We start from the raw sequence: 19,826 nt of genomic DNA on the forward strand, positions 1-19,826 counted from the left end.
GGCCTCCTTCAGTTCAGGTCGGATTCGTCGGCCCGCGCGAGCCGGAGCTGGGTGAAGGTGACCGTGATGAGCAGGACGAACAGGGCCAGCGACATGGTCGCGGCGTAGCCGAAGTCGAACTGGCGGAAGGCCTTGTCGTAGATGTACATCTGCAGCACGTTCGAGGCGTTGGCGGGGCCGCCCCTGGTCGTGACGGCGACGATGTCGAAGACCTGGAAGGCGTTGATCACCGTCAGGACGACCACCATCACGAGGATCGGCCGCAGGAGCGGCACGGTCAGCCGGCGGAACATCTGGAACTCGCTCGCGCCGTCCACCCGGCCGGCCTCGTAGATGGTGGACGGGATGGTCTGCAGCCCCGCGAAGATCAGCAGGGAGTAGTAGCCCATCCACTTCCAGACGCTGATGGCGGCGAGCGAGGGGATGGCCCACGGACCGCTGCCGAAGAAGAGGACCGGGTGGCCGATGACGTGGTCGAGCACGATGTTGATGACGCCGAGGTGCGGGTCGAGCATCCACTGCCACACCAGGGCGGCGATGACGTTGGAGATGAGGAAGGGCAGCAGCATCACGCCGCGCAGCATCGAGGAGTCGGTGACGCGGTGCAGTACGACCGCGGTCACCAGGGAGATCAGGGTGCCGAAGACGACGGACAGGACCACGAACCAGAGGGTGACGAGGAGGGAGTGCCAGAAGACCGCGTCGCCGAACATCTCGTGGAAGTTGGCCAGTCCCACCCAGCGCGGCGGCGTGAGGACGTGGAACTCGGTGAAGCCGAGGTAGATGCCGCGCAGGGTCGGGTAGGCGTAGAAGATCGCGAACCCCACCACCGCGGGCAGGATCAGCAGCAGCGCGACCGGCAGGTCCCGCCTTCGGGCCGCCGCGGACCGGGTCGCGGTCACGCGCCCGGGCCTGCGGCCGCCGGTGTGCTTGCGGGCCTTCAGCGGCCCGCGGGTCCCGGGGGTGGAAGAGGCCGTGGTGGCCCCCGCGCCGGCTGCGCCGGACGGTGGTGCCACCGGCGTCGTGTGGTTGTCCTGCGATGTGACCACCACGGCACTCTCCTTTGCGTGCGTCGGGTCGGACGGGTGGATGGGTGGGACGGTGTCCCGATGCCGGACCGGCCGTCGGTCAGACGGTGATCCGGTCGACGTCGGAGACGTAGTCGGAGGGGTTGCCGAAGGCGATCGTGTTGGCCCCGGCCTTCAGGTGGACGGGCACGGTGACCGACCGCGGGCGGCCCCAGTCGTTGTCGTTGCCGCCGTGCAGCGGAAGCTGGAAGGCGGTGCCGTTGACGGTGACCACGGCCGTGCGCCCCGAGGAGCCGTCGGTGAAGTCCACCGTCATCAGGTAGGTGCCGTCCTTCGGCGCCGTCACGTCCTTGATCGTCACGGAGGCGTCGCCGCCCAGGTTGCCGACCTTCTTGCCGCCGGAGCACCGGGAGCAGTCGCCGACGCTCGCGTTGCCGGTGCGGGGGTTGCCGGACGCCTCGGCCTCGTAGGAGGTGGGCCCGTCGGCCGCGGGGGTGGTGAGGGAGACGGCGTTGCTCGGCGCGGACGTACGGCCGCGGGCGTCGTGGGCGACCACGGTGAAGGCGTGGCCGGTGGCGGCCTGCAGCCCGGTGACGGTGGCGGAGGTGCCGTCCACCGTGGCGACCTTGGCGCCGCCCGCGTACACGTCGTAACCGGTGGTGGCGGTGCCGGTGTTCACCGCGTCCCAGGTGAGCGAGACGCTGCCGGCCGTGGAGGCGGTGGCACGCACGCCGAGCGGGACACCGGGCTTTCCGGTGACGTTCGCCGGGGTGACGCGCAGCAGCCGGGAGCCGTGCGGCGGCAGGTTGTCGGTGAAGCCGTCGGCGACCTTGCCGAGGTTCTTGCGGCTCCACAGGTCACGGACGGCGGGCTTGCCGCTGATGCCCAGCTCGCTCCAGTCGGCGGTCACGTCGGAGTAGCCCTTGCCGAGGTTGAACAGGGCCACCGTGTAGCTGCCGTCGGCGTTGCGGGCGTACCAGACCTGCTGCGGGCTGTCCTGGCTGAGCGGCTTGGCCGGGTTGCCGGCCTGGTCGACGGCGATGACCTCGTCGTTGGTGAGCAGCGACAGGCCGTACGGGTCGAGCTTGGTGAGGTCGTCGCCGATGTAGAGCGGGGCGCTCTCGATGGCCCAGAGCGTCATGTGGCTCTGCCGCTCGACCTCGTTGAGGCCGTCGAGCGGGCCGGCGCCGACGTCGAGGGAGTCGAGGTTGTTCCAGTGCCCCGGGCCGGCGTCGTCGATCCAGGGGACGACGTCGTTCCACCGCTGCTTGACCGAGTTGTTCCAGGTCACCAGGGTGTCGCAGTAGCACTCGACGTCGGTGTCCACGCGCCAGCCGTTGGAGTTCTCCTTCCAGACGTCGGCCTTGTCGTGGCTGAGCGACCAGGAGAGGATGAACTGGATGGGGCGGCCGGTCCGCTGCAGCGCGGCGTGCCAGGTCTTGACGTCGGGCACGTTGTCGTGCGCCGCGTCGCCCTGGTTGGAGCCGGGGCCGACACCGTCCATCTTCAGGAAGTCGACGCCCCAGCCGGCCAGTTGGTCGGCTACGGACTGGATGTACTTCTCGGTGCACGGGCTGGCGAAGTTCAGCTGGTAGGAGACGTTGTCCCAGCCGCTGGTCTTGCGCAGGTCGGGGTAGACGATGTCCTTGGTCGTGCACCCCGGCGCGCCGTGGATCGGCGTCTTGCCGTCGTTGTACGTGTCGATGTACAGGCCGACCGCCAGGTAGAGCCCGAACTTCAGGCCCTTGGCGTGCAGTTGGTCGCCGAGCCACTTCATGCCGTGCGGGAACTTCACGGGGTCCGCGACGGGGCGGCCGTACTCGTCGGAGAGGCTCTTGTTCGTCTCGCTGCCGACGTTCCAGCCGGCGTCGACGTTGACGTACTCGTAGCCGTGCCGCTTCAGCTTGGAGGCCAGGATGTCGGCCTGCTGCAGCACATGGGGCTCGGTGAGCCAGGATCCGCCGTAGCCGGGGAAGTTGGTCGACTCCAGGCTCCAGCTGCTCCACCCCATGTAGGGCTTGGCGGCCACCACGGGGGCGGCCTCGGAGCCCGCGGCCTCCGCCGGGGACGCAGAGGAGGCGGAGGACACGGGCGCGGCGGGCGACGCGGGCGACGCGGCGGCGGGTACGGCGAGGGCCGTGGCGAGCGCGGTGGCGGCGAGCGCGGGCAGGGCGGCCCTGCGCATGCCACCGGGCCGACGCGGCACGGACCATCTGAGACGTGCGAGTACAGCTGAACGAGCCATGGGGGCACTCCATCCCGGCGCGACGGCGTCCGCTTCGAGTGGGCAGGGGGTACGGGAGGCAGGGGGCGTCCTCGGTGGCGGTCGTCCCGGAACACCACCGAGGGCGGGCGTGCTGCGACCAGGGGGAGGCTCCGGTCGCGCTCCTCAGCCGGGGGCGCTTCGTCCGCTCCGGGCGAGGAGTGCGGCGAATGTAGCCAGGGTTTCCTTCCAGCGTCAACATATTCAGCGGCAAAAATCCGATGTCTGCTGCGCCAAGCCGCGGTCTTCGCCGGAAAATCTTCACCGGATCCCGAACCTCCCCACCCAAAGATGGGATGAGTAGGCCTCTTCCTTACTTTCCCTTGGAAAGGTATGGTCCGGCCATGAGCCTTGCCGACCAGCCCCCCGCCGCCGTCCTGGTCTTCCAGACCCTGCTCGTCCACGGCCCCCTCACCCGGGCCGAGATCGGGCGGCGCACGGGCCTGTCGGCGGGCGCGGTGACCAAGGCCGCCACTCCCCTGCTGGCGGACGGCTGGATCACCGAACTCGGCAGGCCGGCCGGGGAGCGGGCCAGTGGCCGCCCCGCGACGCCGATGGCCGTCCGCGCCGACCGCGCGCGGTTCGTCGGCGTGAAGGTCACCGGCGACGAACTCATCGGCGTGCTCACCGACCTGACCGCCCGGCCGCTGGCCTCCCGGCGCGCCGCGCTGGACTCCCGCGACGTGGGGACCGTGGTGCTGGCGATCTCCCGGCTCATCGGGCAGTTGCGCGCAGCCGCGGGTGCGGAGGGGGACGACGCCGTCCACAGCGTCGGCGTCACGATCTCCGGCGACGTGGACGGCCAGACCGGCACCGTCCAGTACTCGCCGTTCCTCGACTGGCGCCGTGTGCCGCTCGCGCAGCTGGTCGAGTCGGCGTCCGGCATCCCGACGGTGATCGAGAACGACGTGCGCGCGCTGACCGTCGCCGAGCAGTGGTTCGGCGCCGGGGTGGGGCTGTCCTCGTTCGCCCTGGTCACGGTGGGCGCGGGCATCGGCTGCGGGCTGTCCATCGGCGGCCGCGTGGTGTCGGGGGCCCATGGGGTGTCCGGCGAGGTGGGGCACCTGCCCGTCGGCGGCACCGACCGCACCTGCACCTGCGGCAACACCGGGTGCGTGGAGACCGTGGCCTCCACGCACGCCATCACCGAGCAGGCCCGGCAAGCCACCGGCGACCCCGCGCTGACGATGGAGGAGGCCGTACGGCTGGCGCACACCGACAACGCCGCCGTCCGCGCGGTCTTCTCCCGCGCCGGGCACGTGATGGGTCTGGCGATGGCGTCGGTGGCCAACCTCATCGGCCCGGAACGCATCATCATCTCCGGCGAGGGCGTCGCCTCGTACGACCTGTTCGCCGACCAGATCCGGCAGACCTTCGCCGACCACGCCTTCGGGGCCGCGGCCGACTGCGACCTCGTCGTCCGTCCGCTGCCCTTCGAGGAGTGGGCGCGCGGCGGCGCGGCCGTCGCCGCGCAACGGGTCTTCGCCCCCGCGAAGTGACGTCCCCCTGTGCGAACACCCCTCCCCCGGAAGGCCGGTCACCGTCATGAGCCGGATCACGAAGGCCGAGTGCCGGATGGTCCTCCTCGAACCCGAGGTGCTGCGCACCGACGCCCTGCAGACCTTCGTCCGCCAGGAGACGATCCTGGTCTCCCTCACCACGGACGACGGCCTCACGGGCACGGGCTACGCGTACACCATCGGCACGGGCGGCAGTTCCGTGCTCGCCCTGCTCCGCGACCACCTGGCACCCCTGCTCACGGGCGCCGACGCCCGCTCCGTCGAGGCGCTGTGGCAGCGACTGCTGTCGGTCACCCGGGCCACCTCGGTCGGGGCCATCACCTCCCTCGCGCTGGCCGCGGTCGACACCGCCCTGTGGGACCTGCGGTGCCTGCGCGCCGGCGAACCCCTCTGGCGGCTCGCGGGCGGCGCCCACGAGCGGCTGCCGCTCTACGACACCGAGGGCGGCTGGCTGCACCTGACACCCGACGAACTCGCCGCCGGCGCGCTGCGGGCGAAGGAGCGCGGGCTGCGCGGCGCGAAGATCAAGGTCGGCAAGCCCACGGCGGGCGAGGACGTGGAACGGCTGGCCGCGGTCCGCGCCGCCGTCGGGCCTGACTGGGTGCTCATGGTGGACGCGAACCAGTCGATGACGGGCGCCGAGGCGATCCGCCGGGCGCGCGCGTACGAGCCGTACGACCTCGCCTGGTTCGAGGAACCGCTGCCCGCGGACGACCTGGCCGGGCACGTCCGGCTGGCCGCGTCGACCTCGATCCCGGTCGCGGTCGGCGAGTCGCTCTACGGCGTGGGCCGGTTCGCCGAGTACCTGGCCGCGGGCGCGGCGGGCATCGTCCAGGTCGACGTGGCGCGCGTCGGCGGGATCACCCCGTGGCTGAAGGCGGCGCACACCGCGGAGGCGTTCAACGTCCAGGTGGCCCCGCACTTCCTGATGGAGCTCCACACGAGCCTGGCCTGCGCGGTGCCCCCGGGCATGTACGTCGAGCACATCCCCCAGCTCGACGCCATCACCCGCACTCCCCTGACGGTCGTCGACGGCCACGTCGTGCCGCCCGAGACCCCGGGGCTCGGCATCGACTGGGACGAGGACGCCATCGAGGACCTGCGCGTGGCGTGACCGGGCCGCGTGGCCCCGCGTCGGTCGTGCCGGGGCTGCCGCAAGTCGCCGGTCGAAGAACTGCGTTCGGCCCGGCTCACCTCCGGTGTCACCCATCGCCGCGGCCGCCCGGACGGCCCCGCACCGGCGGTGCCGTCCCGGAACCGGCCACGGCGTAAGGCGAGCGCCCGCGAGGCCGCCCCGACCTGCCCGGCGATCGCCGCCGTTCGGCCGCCGTACCTCCAACGCCCGGACCCATCCATCGCCGCAACCGGTCGGCACGGTCCCACCGGCGGCGGCCGAACTCGCCGGCCTGGCCTCGCATCGGCCACGGCACCGGGCGAGCGCCCGCAGACCACCTCAACCTGCGGCGCGATTCCCGCCGTTCCGCAGGGCCAACCGCCGACACCCGGCCTCACCCGATGCCTCGGCCCGTCGGGACGGCCTCCCCGGCAGTGCCCGGAACCGGAGGCGGGCCCACGCATCGCGCCATGCCGGCAATCGCGACGGCAGCGGTCAGGCGGGCTGCGCTGGACCGGGCTGCCGCACCACCACCGCGGCGTCCCGGCCGACGCCCGGAATCGCCGCGGTGTCGGGCGAGTGCTCGCGGGCCGCCCCGACCTGCCCGGCGATCGCGGTCGTTCGGCCGGCCGTACCTCCGTCAGCCGGTGTCACCCATCGCCGCGGCCCGTCGGCACGACCTCCCCGGCCGCGCGCGGGGCCCCGCCGGAAAACGGGAGGCGGCCCGGCCGGTGGCCGGGGCAGACTCGGGCGGTGATCGTCGTGCAGCCCGTGCTGGAACTGGGGACCGCGGACGGCTTCGCCCTCTGGCCGGTGGCCGAGCGGGAGCCGTTCAACTTCATGCCGCTCCACGGCGCGTTGGCACCCCCCGAGGTCGGCGCGGCCGTGATGACCATCGCCGCGTACAACGATGCCCGGAGGGACGACGAGGCCCCGCCCGCCCTGCCCGGCGACCCGGTCGAGGACTTCCTGCGGGGGCTGCTGACCGGGGAGGACGTCCAGGCACCGGGCGGACTGCAGGTCACCGGCGCCGCCGGCGATCTGGTGGTGGTACGCCCGGGCTGCTGCAGCGGGCTGGAAAACTGGCGAGAATGGTTCGACGTCCTCGACGGCACCGGCGACGTGTGGCTCGGCCACGACCCCTCACCGCTCGCCGAACGGCACGGCGACGTCGCCCGGTTGACCGTCGACACGGAGCGGGACGACAGCCCGGCGTTCGAGGTCGACGTCGACGTGCTGCGGCGCGGGGTCACGGACGCCGAGCGGGACCTGGCGGGCTTCCTCCGTGCCGCCGCCGACTGGGCGGCCGTACGTCTGCCCGGGCACGCCTGCGCGGTCGTCGCCGCGCTCGCCCGTGGCGTCGGCATGCCGCCGCCGCAGACGTAGGCGGATCCCCCGCGACCGCGTGAGCCCGACCCCGACGAGGACGACCAGCATGCCGGCCACCACCCGGGCGCCCACCGACTCGTCGAGGACGAGCGCGCCGAGCCCCACCGAGACGACGGGGAGGAGGTAGCCGACGGTTGCCGCGTCCGTCGCGCCCTCGTCCGCGATGATGCGCACCGTCAGGTAGAAGGTGACGCCCGTGCACAGGACGCCGAGGACGAGCACCGCGACGGACGAGCGCACGGTCACCGCGATCCCGGTGGTGCCGGTGACGAGCAGGGCCGGCACGCTCAGCGCGGTCGCGGCGGTCAACTGGGCGGCGGCGAGCGGGAGTGCGCCCGCACCCGTGGGGATGAGCCTGCGCCCCATGTAGGCGAAGGCGAGCGCGTAGCTCGCGGCCGCACCCAGCAGGGCCAGGGCGCCCCAGCTCGCGAGGCCCGACCGGTGCCAGGGGGCGAAGATCAGGAGGACACCCGCGAATCCGGCGAGGAGGCCGCCGAGCCGGGGTCCGCGAACGGCGCGTCGTCCCGCGCCCAGGGCGAGACCGATGAGCAGGGACCACAACGGCGTCGTGGCGTTGAGGACGCCCGCCACCCCGGAGTCGACGCTCTGCTCGCCGACGCCGAAGAGGAGGAACGGCAGGGCGTTGCAGAAGAGGGCCGCCACCGTGAGACGGCTCCACAGGAGCCTCCCCCGCGGCAGGCGCAGGCCCGCGCGGCGGCAGAGCACGAGCAGCAGGACCGCGCCGCAGGCGCAGCGCAGGAAGGTGACCCAGGCGGGCGGCAGTCCCTCCAGCGCGATCTTGATCCACAGGAAGGTCGACCCCCACAACAGGGCCAGCACCACCATCCGCAGCAGCGCCCTCGCGCCGCTTCCGCCACCGGACACGCCGGCCTCCCGTCATCTCGCGTCATCGTCGCCCACGACGCTCCCCCACCCGTCCTGGTGGCACAAGCGAAGGTTCATCCACCTACCGTTAAGCTGAGCTACATGCTCGACGTGCGCCGCATGCAGGTCCTCCGGGCGGTGGTGACCAGCGGGTCGGTCACCGCGGCCGCCCACCACCTCGGTTACACACCCTCGGCCGTCAGCCAGCAGATCGCCGTCCTGGAGAGGCAGGCCGGGGTCCCGCTGCTCGAACGGGTGGGGCGCGGGGTGCAGCCGACGCCCGCCGGGCTGCTGCTCACCGAGTACGCCGCCCGCATCGCCAGGGAGGTGGCCGAGGCCGAGACGGCGCTGGCCGATCTGCGCGAGGGCCGCACCGGCAGTCTGTCGGTGCGTTACTTCCCGACGGCGGGTGCCGATCTGGTGGCCCCGGCCGTCGCGCGGCTGCGCCGCGAGCACCCGGGGGTGCGGATCGACCTCGGCCTGGTCGACCCCGGCGATCCGCTGCCGGAGGTGGAGAAGGGCCGCGCGGACCTGGCGATCGTGGTGCGGCCGCGCGGGCAGGGCCGTGAGGGCCTGCGCCTGGTGCACCTGCGGGACGACCCCTACCGCGCGGTCCTCCCCAAGGGCCACCGCCTCGCCGCGAAGCGGGTGCTCGACCTCACCGACCTCGCGGGTGAGCCGTGGGTGGGCAGCGAGTCCCCGGACGGCTCGTGCCTGGAGCTGATCCTCCAGGCGTGCGCCGCGGCCGGCTTCAGCCCCGCCGTCGTGGTGCAGAGCGAGGACTACGCCACCGCGCAGGGGTTCGTGGCCGCCGGGCTGGGGGTGAGCCTGCTGCCGCTGGCCGCCCTGGCGCACCACCACCCCGGGGTCGTCGTTCGGAAGGTGCGGGGCCCGGAGCCCGTCCGGGCGGTCCACGCCGCGGTCCGGGAGACGTCGCTGCGGCAACCGGCGCTGCGGGGGCTGCTCGACGCGCTGCGCGACGTCGCCCGGGGCACGGCGGGCACTGCCTGACCCGCGCGCCCTTGACCTGCCGTCAGGCGCTGCCTCGCGGATAGCCGATGCCCGCGATGTCCTCGGCCAGACCGTCGAGCGTCACCTCCGCGTTCAGCCTCGCGACGACCTCCGGGGTGAGCGGGCGCAGCGCGTGGACATGGCGTACGGCGTCCAGGTCGACCGGCACCTCGTAGTAGTCCTCGGCGAAGGCGCGGAACGCCTCGGGGGAACGGTCGGTCAGCAGGTCGAACAGGTACGACGCACCGTCCGCGTCGTCCCGGCCCTCGGGTCGACGACCCCCGGCCAGGGCTCGTGATCCTCCGAGCCGTAGGGGCTGACGGGGGACTCGTGGTCGAAGCCGCGGATGAAGGCCCCGGCCGCGCAGAACACGATCGCGTACTCGTCTCCCGACCCGTTGCGCAGGGAGGCCATCTCCTCCCCCGTGTCCCACACCGCGTCGAAGGAGTGGTACCGCATCTCCCACTCGGGGCTGAGGATCGCGTCGAGTATCGCCAGCGCACGGCAGTGGTCGCGCAGTTCGGCGATGGAGGGCAGTCGGGGGGCAACGTCGTGAACGGTCACGCGCACATCCAAGCCCATGGCTCCGGCATCCCCCACCCGGGGCTCCCCGCGTCCGCGGAAATCCGGTGCCGCGCACGCCCCCGGTGCTGCTAAGCATGGTCGCGCGAGACCACTTCGGAAGGCGGACATGCCCCCACGCACCCTGAGCGGCGACCAGGCCGGGATCGACGCGGCGCTGGTACGCCGGTTGCTGCACGCGCGGTTCCCCCACTGGGCGGACCTCCCGCTCACCCCCACCGGGTCGGCTGGCACCTCCAACGTCATGTACCGCCTGGGCAGCGACATGGTCGTACGGCTGCCCAGGACCGCGGGTGCCGCGAGCGACGTCGACAAGGAGCACGAGTGGCTGCCGCGGCTCGCGCCGCGGCTCCCCGCGTCCGTCCCCGCGCCCCTCGGCAAGGGCGCTCCCGGCGACGGCTACCCCTGGCCCTGGTCGGTGTACGGCTGGCTGGAGGGCGAGAACCCGTCCGCGGGACGCCTCGCCGAACCCGGCGCGCTCGCCCGTGACCTGGCGGCGTTCGTCGCCGCCCTGCAGCGCGTCGACCCCGCCGGCGCACCGCCCGCGTACCGCGGCGAGCCCCTCGCGGCGCGCGACCACGCGACGCGGTCCGCGATCGACGCGCTGCGCGCGGAGGTCGACGCGGCGTCGGCCGGCGCGGTGTGGGAGACGGCGCTGGCGGCACCCGGACCGCAGGGGCCGCCGGTGTGGGTGCACGCGGATCTGCAGCCGGGCAACCTCCTGGTGGCGGGCGGACGGCTCTGCGCGGTCATCGACTTCGGGTGCGCGGGCCTCGGCGATCCCGCCGTCGACACGATCGCCGCGTGGTATGTGCTGCCCGCCGCGGCCCGTGACACCTTCCGCGCGGCACTGGGCACCGACGACGCGACCTGGGCGCGCGGTCGCGGCTGGGCGCTGTCGATCGCGCTGATGGAACTGCGGCACTACCGGGACACCCATGAGCGGATGGCGTCGATCGCGCGGCACGTCCTCGGCGAGCTGCTCGCCGACGGGGGGCGCTGACCCACAGGGGGCGGCGCATCCTACCCGGGGGCTCCGGGCCGCTTCCCGGCATCGCCGATTCCCCCACGGGACTCGTCACGTTCAGTAGCTTCTCCGTCACCAACCGGGGCGGCGGCGCGCGGACGCGCGGACGCCGGGAGAGCGACGGCAAGGAGCGGACGCCGATGGCGAATGTGGAGACCTCCCTCAAGGAGACGATGACGTCGATCGAGGGCAGCGTGGGCGCTGCCCTGGTCGACTACACCAGTGGCATGGCGCTGGGCACGATCGGTGGCGGCAAGGACCTCGACCTGACCGTCGCGGCCGCCGGCAACACCGACGTGATCCGCGCCAAGGCCCGGACGATGAAGGAACTGGGCATCAAGGAGGAGATCGAGGACGTCCTGATCACCATGAACACGCAGTACCACCTGATCCGGCTGCTCAAGAGCCGCGACGGCAACGGCCTGTTCCTCTACCTCGTGCTCGACCGGCGCAACGCCAACCTCGCGATGGCCCGCCACCGCCTCCGGCGCATCGAGGCCGACCTCGAGCTGTAGCCGCCGTTCCTTCCTCGGGGCTCCGTGCGCCCGGGAATTGAAGAATCCTTCAATTCGGCACATCCTGATCCGCACAAGCACGGCGGTGCACGGGCCCCGGAAGGGGAAGGATTGGACGCAGTGTCGCGCCGGCGGCAGCGGGAGCGGCCGCCGGCGCGTACGGGAAGGGCCGTCGGAGACCGGGCAGGAGCGACACACGATGCAGGTACCCCTGTACCAGGCCAAGGCCGAGTTCTTCCGCATGCTCGGGCACCCCGTGCGGATCAGGGTCCTCGAGCTGCTCCAGAACGGCCCGGTGCCGGTACGGGACCTGCTGAACGAGATCGAGATCGAGCCCTCCAACCTGTCCCAGCAGCTCGCGGTGCTGCGCCGGTCCGGCATCGTGGTGTCGATCCGCGAGGGCTCCACCGTCAGCTACGCCCTCGCCGGCGGGGACGTCGCCGAACTCCTGCGCGCGGCCCGCCGTATCCTCACCGAACTCCTCGCGGGGCAGACCGAACTGCTCGCCGAACTCCGGCAGGCCGACGCCCCGCCCGCGCGCGCGGAGGAGCAGGTCGGCCACCCCGCCGGCTGAGCGCTCCGGCGCCACCTGGGCCAGAATGGTCGGGAGGTGAGCGCGATGACGCCTTGGCGGGTACGTGATCTGGAGGAAGGCGACCTGGACCAGGTCGTGCGCATCTGGGAGGAGTCGCGCGACACGACCGAGGACCCCGCGGTGACCCTGGCGGAGGTGGTCGGCGCGCTGCGCGCGGGAGCGCCCGCCGTGGTGGCGATGGTCGGTGAACGGGTCGTGGGGGCGGCGGTGTCCTCGACGGCCCAGGAGCGCGCCTGGGTGCTGCGGCTGGCCATCGCCCGGCAGTGGCGCCACCACGGGATGGGCTCGGCGCTGCTGGCGGCCCTGGAGGACAGCCTGAGCCAGGCGGGGATGCGCCGGATCGGGGCGCTGCTGCCCGAGGGCGAGGTCGGTGAGCAGGCGTTCCGGAACTCCGGGTACTCCTTCCGCCCCGGGCTCGGCTACTTCGAGAAGCTGCTGTCGGCCGACTCCGCGCAGGACACCCTGCTCGACCAGCTCGGCGGGGCGGTCCCGGAGCACGGACTGTGGGACCGCATCGCGGGCATGACCGCGGAGAAGGCGCTCATCGAGCGGCGGCTGGTGCTGCCGCTGGAGAACCCCGGGGTCGCGGAGCGCTACCACCTGGTGCCGCCGCGTGCGGTGGTCCTCTTCGGTCCGCCGGGCACCGGCAAGACGACGTTCGCCAAGGCCGTGGCCTCCCGGCTGGCGTGGCCGTTCATCGAGGTGCTCCCGTACCAGCTGGCCGAGGACGCGCACGGCGTGGCCGACGGGCTGCGGCGGCTCTTCGCCCGGGTCGAGCACCTGGAGCAGGTGGTGCTCTTCTTCGACGAGGCGGAGGAGATCGCCTCGGAGCGGCAGGACCCGTCCACCCTGGCCCACCGGGTGACCAACGAGCTCCTCAAGCTCATCCCGCAGTTCCGGCGCGGCGAGCGCCGGCTGCTGATCTGCGCGACCAACGCGGTGCGCTCGCTGGACCCGGCCTTCCTGCGGCCCGGGCGCTTCGACTTCCTGATCCCGGTCGGCCCGCCCGACCCCTCGGCCCGCCGGGCGATCTGGATCCGCTACATCGGTCCGGACCGGGTGGCGGGCATCGACCTGGACGCGCTGGTCGAGGCGAGCGACCGCTTCACACCGGCGGACATCGAGTACGCGGCGCAGGCCGCCGCGCAGACCGCCTTCGAGCGGCACCTGGCGACGGACCCGCGCAGCACGGCGGACCTGACGCACCGCACCGAGGACTACCTGCAGGCGGTCGCCCGCACGCGCGCCACCCTCACGACCGAGGACATCCGCGCCTTCGACCACGACCTGCGCTCCGCCGCCCGCGTGTGAGGCACGTGGGGCGCGGCGGAAGGGGGGTGGACGCTCCGCGCCGGGTTCGTGGCCGAAACCGGCGGACATCGGCGATGCCCGGGCGACGGCCCCCCTCGGAGCCCTATGGTGATCGTGGGTCGGCAGATACGCGCTCCCCCGTCCGTGTCTGCCGGCCCACCTTGACTTCCGCCCGTCGTGGGGCCCGGCGGGTGCCGGGCCCCACGGGGTGTCAGGACAGCTTGGGCACGTCGATCCGGTCGATGTCCGGGGCGTACCCGTCGCCGCTGTCGAAGGTGACGGTGTTGGCGCCCGCCTTCAGCGTGACGGGGAGGCTGACCGTCTCGACGGTGCCCCAGTCGCCCGTGGACGGGAACGTGTGGGCGGTGGCGCCGCCACCGTTGGCGGAGACCCGGACCGTGCGGGCGTCACCGCTCACGTAGGCGACCTTGACCATGTAGGTGCCGGCCTTCTCCACCACGACGTCGTTGAAGCGGAGCGAGCCCCCGAGGTAGAGGTTGCCGACCTTCCTACCGCCGGAGCAGGCACCGCAGTCGGCGAGCGAGGCGTTGCCGGCCAGGGTGTTGCCCCCGGCCTCCGCCTCGTAGCCGGTCATGGGCTGGACCGGGCCGTGCGGGGTGACGGTGAACAGGCGCGAGCCGTGCGCGGGGAGGGACTTGGTGACCTTGCCCTGGTGGGAGCCGAGGTCCTCGTGGTTCCACAGGTCGCGGACCGAGGCGCGGCCGGAGAAGCCGAGCGCGGTCCAGTCGGCGGTCACGGCGGCGGGGGCGTCGCCGAGGTTGAACAGGGCGACGGTGTAGCTGCCGTCGGCGTTCTCCGCGGCCCAGACCTGCTGGTCGCCTGCGGGGGTGACCGGGCGGGCCGGCGGGGTGCTCGACTGGTCGAGGGCGATGACCTCGCGGTTGGTGAGCAGGGACAGCCCGTAGTCGTCGAGGCGGGTGAGGTCGTCACCGGTGTAGAGCGGGGACTTGGCGATGGCCCACAGCGTCATGTAGGTCTGCCGCTCGGCCTTGGTGAGGCCGTCCATCCGCCCGTTGCCGACGTCGAGGGAGTCGAGGTCGTTCCAGCCGCCGGGACCGCCGTGCCGGCTCCAGGCGGCCGCGTCGGCGAAGCGGTCGTCGACGGAGTTCTCCCAGGAGACGAGGGTGTCGCAGTAGCACTCGACGTCGGTGTCGATCCGCCAGCCGTTGGAGTACTTCTTCCAGTCGGCGACGTGGCCGATGTCCAGCGACCAGGACAGCTCGAGGTGGATGGGGCGGCCGGTGTCGGCGATGGCCTTCTGCCAGGCGGCGATGTCGGCGCGGTTGTCGTAGTTGTCACCGCTCTTGAAGGAGCCGGGACCGACGCCGTCGATCTTCAGGAAGTCGTAGCCCCAGTCGGCGATCATCCGCGCCTGGGAGTCGACGTACTTCTGCGCGCAGGGGTTCGAGAAGTCGATCTTGTAGGAGCTGTCCCAGCCGTTGGTGGTGCGCAGGTCGTCGTAGACGATGTCGGCGGTGGTGCAGTCGGTGGTGTTCCAGATCGGCACCTTGCCGTCGCCGTACCCCTCCTTCTCCAGGCCGACCGGCAGGTAGATGCCGGCCTTGAGGCCCTTGGCATGGACGTGGTCGGCGACCGCCTTCATGCCGCGCGGGAAGCGCTCGGGGTCGGGGGTCTGCCGGCCGTACGCGTCGAACTCGGGCTTCCAGGACTGGTCGCGCCACCAGCCGGCGTCGAGGTTGACGTAGCTGTAGCCGTACTTCTTGAGCTTGGCGGCCATGGCGTCGGCCTGCTTGAGGACGTTCGCCTCGGTCAGGTAACTGTAGTCGCCCGTGGGGTTGAGCCCGGGGTACTTCGAGGACTGCATGCTCCAGCTCGACCAGCCCATGTAGGGCTTGGCGGCGACCTGGTGCGCGGTGGCCGCGGTCGCGGTGGGCGCGGTGTCCGGGCCGGTCGCCCCGGCCGCGGGGACGGCCGCCGACACGCCGGCGGTGAGGGCCAGGACGAGCAGGGTCCTGGCGGCGGTCGAGGACAGGGCGGAGCGCGAGGGTGACCGCATGGGTCGGGCCTCCTGGGGGTGGGGGTACGGCGGGTGCGGTGCGGGTGTGCGTGCCGGGCGCGGCGAGGTCAGCCCTTGCCGGAGCCGATGGTCAGGCCGCTGATGAACTGCCGCTGGAGCGCGAAGTACACGAGCAGGGTGGGGACGGCGGTCATCAGGGCACCGGCGGCGATGAGGTTGGGGTTGGTGAAGTACTGGCCCTGCAGGTTGGCCAGGGCGGAGGTGATGGGGCGCTTGTCACCCGTCTCGATGAGGGCGAGCGGCCAGAAGAAGTCGTTGTAGATCCAGATCGACTCCAGGGTGGCGAGCGCGGCGAAGGCCGGCCGGCACAGCGGCAGGATGATCTGGAAGAACTGACGCCACACCTGGGCGCCGTCGACGAGGGCGGCCTCGGAGATCTCCCCGGGGATCGTCTTCATGTAGTTGCTCAGCACGAAGGTGCAGAAGCCGCACTGGTAGGCGATGTGGATGGCGATGATGCCCCAGGTCGAGTTGTACAGGAGTAGCGAGTCGCTCATCCACGCCGGGAGCGGTACCAGCAGGTAGAGCCGGTAGAGCGGGGTGATGAGCACCTGCGCGGGCAGCAGGTTGCCCGCGGTGAAGAGCATCAGCAGCGCGATGTTCCAGCGGAAGTCGAAGCGGGAGACGAAGAAGGCGACCGCCGCGGAGAACAGCAGGGTGCCCAGGACGGACGGGACGGTGATGAGGACCGAGTTCCAGAAGAAGTGCGGCATGCCGGACTGGTTCCAGGCGTCGGTGTAGTTCTGCAGGCTGATCCCTCGGGGCCAGGACAGGTAGCCGTGCTTGCTGGTGTCCGCGTAGGGGCGCAGCGAGGTGTAGACGGCCCACAGCAGCGGCAGCAGCCACAGCAGCGCGATCGTGGCGAGCATCAGGTGCCGGCCGGTCTGCCGCGGGGGCTTGGAGGCCCCGCCGCCGCGCGAGGCCTCGCGACGGGGGCGGGCCGGGGTGACGGGCGGGGTGGCGGTCGTGGTCACCGGTCCTCCTTGCGGAAGTTCTGGACGAGGAAGGTCCCGATGGCGGCGAGGGAGACCAGGAGCAGGACGACCGCGAGGGCGGAGCCGTAACCGATGTGGCTGGACTCGCCGATGATGTTGTCGGTGATCAGCAGCGACAGCAGTTCCATGCCGGGCTTGCTGCCGACGCCGCCGCCGAGCACGTAGACGACGTCGAAGGCCCGCAGGGACTCCATGACGGTGACGACCAGGATGATGACGTTGACCGGCTTGAGGGCGGGGAAGACCACCTTCAGGAAGGTCTGGCGGCCGTTGGCGCCGTCGAGGGCGGCGGCCTCCTTCAGGGCCGGGTCGAAGCCCTTCAGCCCGGCCAGGTAGAGGATCATGATGTAGCCGGTGTGCCGCCAGGCCGAGGCGACCAGGACGGCCCACAGGTTGAGGTCGGGGTCGCCCAGCCAGTCGATGTGGTGGCCGGGGGCCGCCGCGCCCAGGATGCCGTCCAGCAGGCCGGTGTCGGGGTTGTAGATGATCTCCCAGATGAGGCCGACCACGGCCAGGGAGAGCACCATCGGCAGGAAGATCGCCGTCTGGTAGACGCGGGTGAAGCGGAGCTTCCGGTCGAGCTGGTAGGCGAGGAAGATCCCGAACGGGGTGGGCAGCAGCGCGGTGAAGAGCAGCCAGATGACGTTGTGCCGCACCGCCGGCCAGAACGGCGGGTAGTTGGTGAGGATCTGGTGGTAGTTGTCGAGCCCGACCCAGTGGATGTCGGACAGGTAGATGCCGTCCCAACTGGTGAAGGACAGGCCCATGGAGGCCAGTGCCGGGAGCCAGACGAAGACCAGGAGGGCCAGGAGCGGCACGCCGACGACGGCCGCCAGGAAGAGCCGGTCACCGGCGCCGAGCCGGCGGGGGCGGCGCCGGGGCGCCCCGGTGGCGGGGGCCTGCGGCGTGGGGGCGGGGGGTGCGGTGGGGGACGCGGAGGGCACGGTGAACCTTCCCGGTCCGGTCAGGAGGTGAAGAAGCGCGAGCGCTGCGACTCGATGCGCTTCAGCAGGGCCGAGCCGTCGTCCGGGTGGCCGAGCCACTGGGTGAGTCCGGGCAGGACGACCGTGGAGATGAACCCGGGGTCGCTGTCGCGGTCCGCGAACTGGGTGATGTGCTTGGCGGAGGCGATGAGTTCGGCGGACTTCTTCTGCAGCGGGTTGTAGGAGCCGGTGTCGGCCTGCGCGTGGACGGCCACGTTGCTGGGGTCGACACCCATGTAGAGGCCCTCGGCCTTGGCGCTGCCGAGGAACTCCATGAGCTTCTTGGCGCCCTTCTCGTTCTTGGGACGGCGGCTGAGCATGAAGCCGTCCGTGGGCGCCTCGACGGCGTCCTGCCCGTTGGCCGGGTCGATCTCGGGGAAGGGGAAGAAGTCGATGTCGGAGCGGAGCGCCTCGTCGGTGACCTGCTGGCCGAGGAAGAGGCCGATGACCGCCATGCCGGACTTCTTGTCCAGCAGCGACTGGGCCGCGTCCTGCCACGAACGTCCGCCGGCGCCCTGCTGGTAGTACGGGCTGATCTCGCGCCACAGGTCGAGGGTGGCGACGGCGCGCTTGTCGGTCCAGGAGACCTCGCCGCGCATCAGGGACATGTGGAAGTCGTAGCCGTTGGCCCGCAGGTTGAGGTAGTCGAAGGCGCCGAGGATGCTCCACGCGTCGCCGCCCCCGTAGCCGGAGGCGATCGGGGAGAGGCCGTCCTTCTTCATCCGCTTGGCGAGGGCGGTGAACTCGGACCAGGTGCGCGGGACGGTGTAGCCGCGCTCCTGGAAGAGGCTCTTCCGGTAGAAGACGCCCCAGGGGTAGTTGTAGAGCGGGACGAAGTAGAACTTGCCGTCCTCGCCCCGGGAGAGCTGCTTGGTGGCCTCGCTGAAGCCGCCGCCTATCTTCTCCCACACGTCGTCGAGGGGGGTGGCGAGGCCCTTCTTGGCGAAGTACTGCATGCGGTAGCCGGCGAACCAGGTGAAGACGTCGTCCGGAGTGCCCTGCAGGTAGCTGGAGATGCCCTTCTGGAAGCTGTCGTGGTCGACGGTGTTGGTCTTGACCGTCAGACCGCTGTCCTTGGTGAAGGCCTTGGTCACCGCCGCGTAGGCGGACTTGGGCGTGGCGTCGGCCCCGTTGGACCCGAAGGTCACCGTCTTGGGGTCGGCCGCCGCTCCCCCGCCGCAGGCGGTGAGGAGGGGGGCGGCGAGCGCCGCGGCTCCGAGCCCGAACAGCCCGCCGACCATGGTGCGGCGGCTGGGCTGAGGCGCGGTCAGGACGGTGCGGCTCTGCAGCGTCATCGCTACTCCTAGTACGTGTCTGATCTGATGAAGGACTGGATCGCGGTGGCCGCGGCCCCGCGCGCCCACTCCTCGAAGGGCAGCGGACGGGTCCGCAGGTCGCACTGCCCGGCGGTGCCGAAGGCGGAGGCGGCGAAGGCCTCGAGGATCTGGTCGGCGAACAGGTCGTGGGCCACCAGGCCCTCGCCCGAGATGATCACGCGCTCCGGGCCGAAGAGGTTGGCCACCGAGCCGATGGCCCGGCCGATCGCCTCGCCGGCCCGCGCGTACACCTCCCTGGCCCCCGGGTCGCCGCCGTGGGCCAGTCGCAGTGCCTCGGCGGCGTCGGCCACGGGGGTGCCCGTCGCCTCGCGGACCGCGCGCACGATCGCCGGGTCCGCGGCGATCGCCTCCACGCACCCGCGGTTGCCGCAGTGGCACAGCGGTCCCGCCGGGTCGATGGACAGGTGCCCGATCTCCCCGGCCACCCCGTACGCTCCCGAGACCACCCGCCCGTGCACGACGAGACCGCAGCCGATGCCCGCGCCGACCGTCACCACGGCGAAGTCGGACAGGCCCACCCCGGCGCCGAACCACTGCTCGGCGACGGTGAGCGCCCTGACGTCGTTGTCGACGGTGACGGGCAGGCCGGTGGTCATCCCCGCCAGCTCGGCCAGCGGGATGTCGCGCCAGTCGAGGAAGGGCGAGTAGCGCACCAGGCCGCCGGCCCGGTCCACGTCACCGGAGACCGCGATGCCCAGGCCGCTGACGGGGACGCCGAAACCGTCGGCCTCCGCCAGCAGTTCGTGCACCAGTGCCGCCGCCGACGCCAGGACGGCCCTGGGGTCGGGGGCGGCCAGCGGCACGTGGCGGGAGGTGCGGATCCGGCAGCAGAGGTCGGTGAGCACGCCGATGATCTCGTCGCCGGTGATCTTGAGGCCGATGAACAGCGCCCGGCCGCCGTCCACCCGTACGGGGTTGGCCGGCCGTCCCAGGGAGGGACGCGCCTCCTCGTCCACGTCCTCGACGAGGTAGCCGGCCTCGATCAGCGGCCGGACCGCCTTGGTGACCGCGGCCGCGGACAGCCCGGCACGCTTGGCGATCTCGGTGCGGGTGAGCGGACCGTGGCACAGGACGGTGGTGAAGATCTGGGAGGCGGCCGGCGTGTGGGCCGGGAACGCCTCCCCCGGCGGGATCGAGGGCATGGCCGGGAACCTAGGTGGGTTCTTTTCTGTTGTCAATAAAAGAAGCAAGACTCCTCGGAAGTAGCCCAGG

Annotated in this window: 15 protein-coding genes and 1 pseudogene; 7 read left to right on the forward strand and 9 right to left on the reverse strand. The window is 72.1% G+C overall.

The genetic code is table 11. From position 1 onward, the window contains the following. Nucleotides 1–8: 8 nt before the first annotated feature. Together OG937_06090 and OG937_06095 are read right to left on the reverse strand one after the other, a co-directional pair. Nucleotides 9–1,052, reverse strand: coding sequence for a sugar ABC transporter permease (locus OG937_06090; protein WUD71291.1), 1,044 nt, complete (start codon nt 1,050–1,052; stop codon nt 9–11). A gap of 76 nt (nt 1,053–1,128) precedes the next feature. Then, nucleotides 1,129–3,213 carry a hypothetical protein gene (locus OG937_06095; protein ID WUD71292.1) on the reverse strand — a complete coding sequence of 695 codons (2,085 nt, stop codon included), beginning with the start codon at nt 3,211–3,213 and terminating at the stop codon, nt 1,129–1,131. Between the two features lie 422 nt (nt 3,214–3,635). Between OG937_06095 and OG937_06100 the strand changes: the two genes are divergently transcribed. After that, nucleotides 3,636–4,790 (forward strand): ROK family transcriptional regulator, encoded by a 1,155-nt coding sequence (locus OG937_06100; GenBank protein WUD71293.1) that lies wholly within the window; start codon nt 3,636–3,638, stop codon nt 4,788–4,790. Nucleotides 4,791–4,836: 46 nt separating this feature from the next. Further along, nucleotides 4,837–5,925 (forward strand): mandelate racemase/muconate lactonizing enzyme family protein, encoded by a 1,089-nt coding sequence (locus OG937_06105; protein ID WUD71294.1) that lies wholly within the window; start codon nt 4,837–4,839, stop codon nt 5,923–5,925. A 1,143-nt stretch (nt 5,926–7,068) separates the two neighbouring features. Here OG937_06105 and OG937_06110 read toward each other — a convergent pair. After that, nucleotides 7,069–8,160, reverse strand: coding sequence for a DMT family transporter (locus tag OG937_06110; GenBank protein WUD78642.1), 1,092 nt, complete (start codon nt 8,158–8,160; stop codon nt 7,069–7,071). Between the two features lie 141 nt (nt 8,161–8,301). On the opposite strand from OG937_06110, the gene OG937_06115 reads away from it, so the two are divergent. Then, the gene (locus OG937_06115) at nt 8,302–9,210 is read left to right on the forward strand and encodes a LysR family transcriptional regulator (protein ID WUD71295.1); all 909 of its coding nucleotides are present in this window, start codon (nt 8,302–8,304) and stop codon (nt 9,208–9,210) included. Between the two features lie 22 nt (nt 9,211–9,232). Here OG937_06115 and OG937_06120 read toward each other — a convergent pair. Next, nucleotides 9,233–9,792: pseudogene (locus OG937_06120) on the reverse strand (hypothetical protein). Between the two features lie 109 nt (nt 9,793–9,901). On the opposite strand from OG937_06120, the gene OG937_06125 reads away from it, so the two are divergent. The 4 genes from OG937_06125 to OG937_06140 all read left to right on the forward strand — a co-directional run bounded on the left by OG937_06125 (nt 9,902) and on the right by OG937_06140 (nt 13,240). Then, a complete protein-coding gene (locus OG937_06125; protein WUD71296.1) occupies nt 9,902–10,795 on the forward strand; it encodes an aminoglycoside phosphotransferase family protein in 894 nt (297 codons plus the stop codon). A 164-nt stretch (nt 10,796–10,959) separates the two neighbouring features. Then, complete coding sequence (locus OG937_06130; protein ID WUD71297.1) at nt 10,960–11,334, forward strand: hypothetical protein; 375 nt, start codon at nt 10,960–10,962, stop codon at nt 11,332–11,334. A 199-nt stretch (nt 11,335–11,533) separates the two neighbouring features. Continuing rightward, nucleotides 11,534–11,908, forward strand: coding sequence for a metalloregulator ArsR/SmtB family transcription factor (locus OG937_06135; protein ID WUD71298.1), 375 nt, complete (start codon nt 11,534–11,536; stop codon nt 11,906–11,908). A gap of 45 nt (nt 11,909–11,953) precedes the next feature. After that, nucleotides 11,954–13,240 carry a GNAT family N-acetyltransferase gene (locus OG937_06140; GenBank protein ID WUD71299.1) on the forward strand — a complete coding sequence of 429 codons (1,287 nt, stop codon included), beginning with the start codon at nt 11,954–11,956 and terminating at the stop codon, nt 13,238–13,240. A gap of 211 nt (nt 13,241–13,451) precedes the next feature. Here the strand turns inward: OG937_06140 and OG937_06145 are convergent, their stop codons facing one another. The 5 genes from OG937_06145 to OG937_06165 form a co-directional block, all read right to left on the reverse strand. Then, the gene (locus OG937_06145) at nt 13,452–15,278 is read right to left on the reverse strand and encodes a carbohydrate-binding protein (GenBank protein ID WUD71300.1); all 1,827 of its coding nucleotides are present in this window, start codon (nt 15,276–15,278) and stop codon (nt 13,452–13,454) included. A gap of 68 nt (nt 15,279–15,346) precedes the next feature. Continuing rightward, nucleotides 15,347–16,171: a carbohydrate ABC transporter permease gene (locus tag OG937_06150; protein WUD78643.1), complete on the reverse strand. Its 825-nt coding sequence runs from the start codon at nt 16,169–16,171 to the stop codon at nt 15,347–15,349. A gap of 98 nt (nt 16,172–16,269) precedes the next feature. Then, nucleotides 16,270–17,238 carry a sugar ABC transporter permease gene (locus tag OG937_06155; GenBank protein ID WUD71301.1) on the reverse strand — a complete coding sequence of 323 codons (969 nt, stop codon included), beginning with the start codon at nt 17,236–17,238 and terminating at the stop codon, nt 16,270–16,272. Between the two features lie 20 nt (nt 17,239–17,258). Next, nucleotides 17,259–18,572 carry an ABC transporter substrate-binding protein gene (locus OG937_06160; GenBank protein WUD71302.1) on the reverse strand — a complete coding sequence of 438 codons (1,314 nt, stop codon included), beginning with the start codon at nt 18,570–18,572 and terminating at the stop codon, nt 17,259–17,261. 8 nt (nt 18,573–18,580) lie between these two features. After that, complete coding sequence (locus OG937_06165) at nt 18,581–19,756, reverse strand: ROK family protein (protein WUD71303.1); 1,176 nt, start codon at nt 19,754–19,756, stop codon at nt 18,581–18,583. Between the last annotated feature and the right edge of the window lie 70 nt (nt 19,757–19,826).

It is taken from the genome of Streptomyces sp. NBC_00510 (genome assembly GCA_036013505.1).
GTDB lineage: Bacteria > Actinomycetota > Actinomycetes > Streptomycetales > Streptomycetaceae > Actinacidiphila.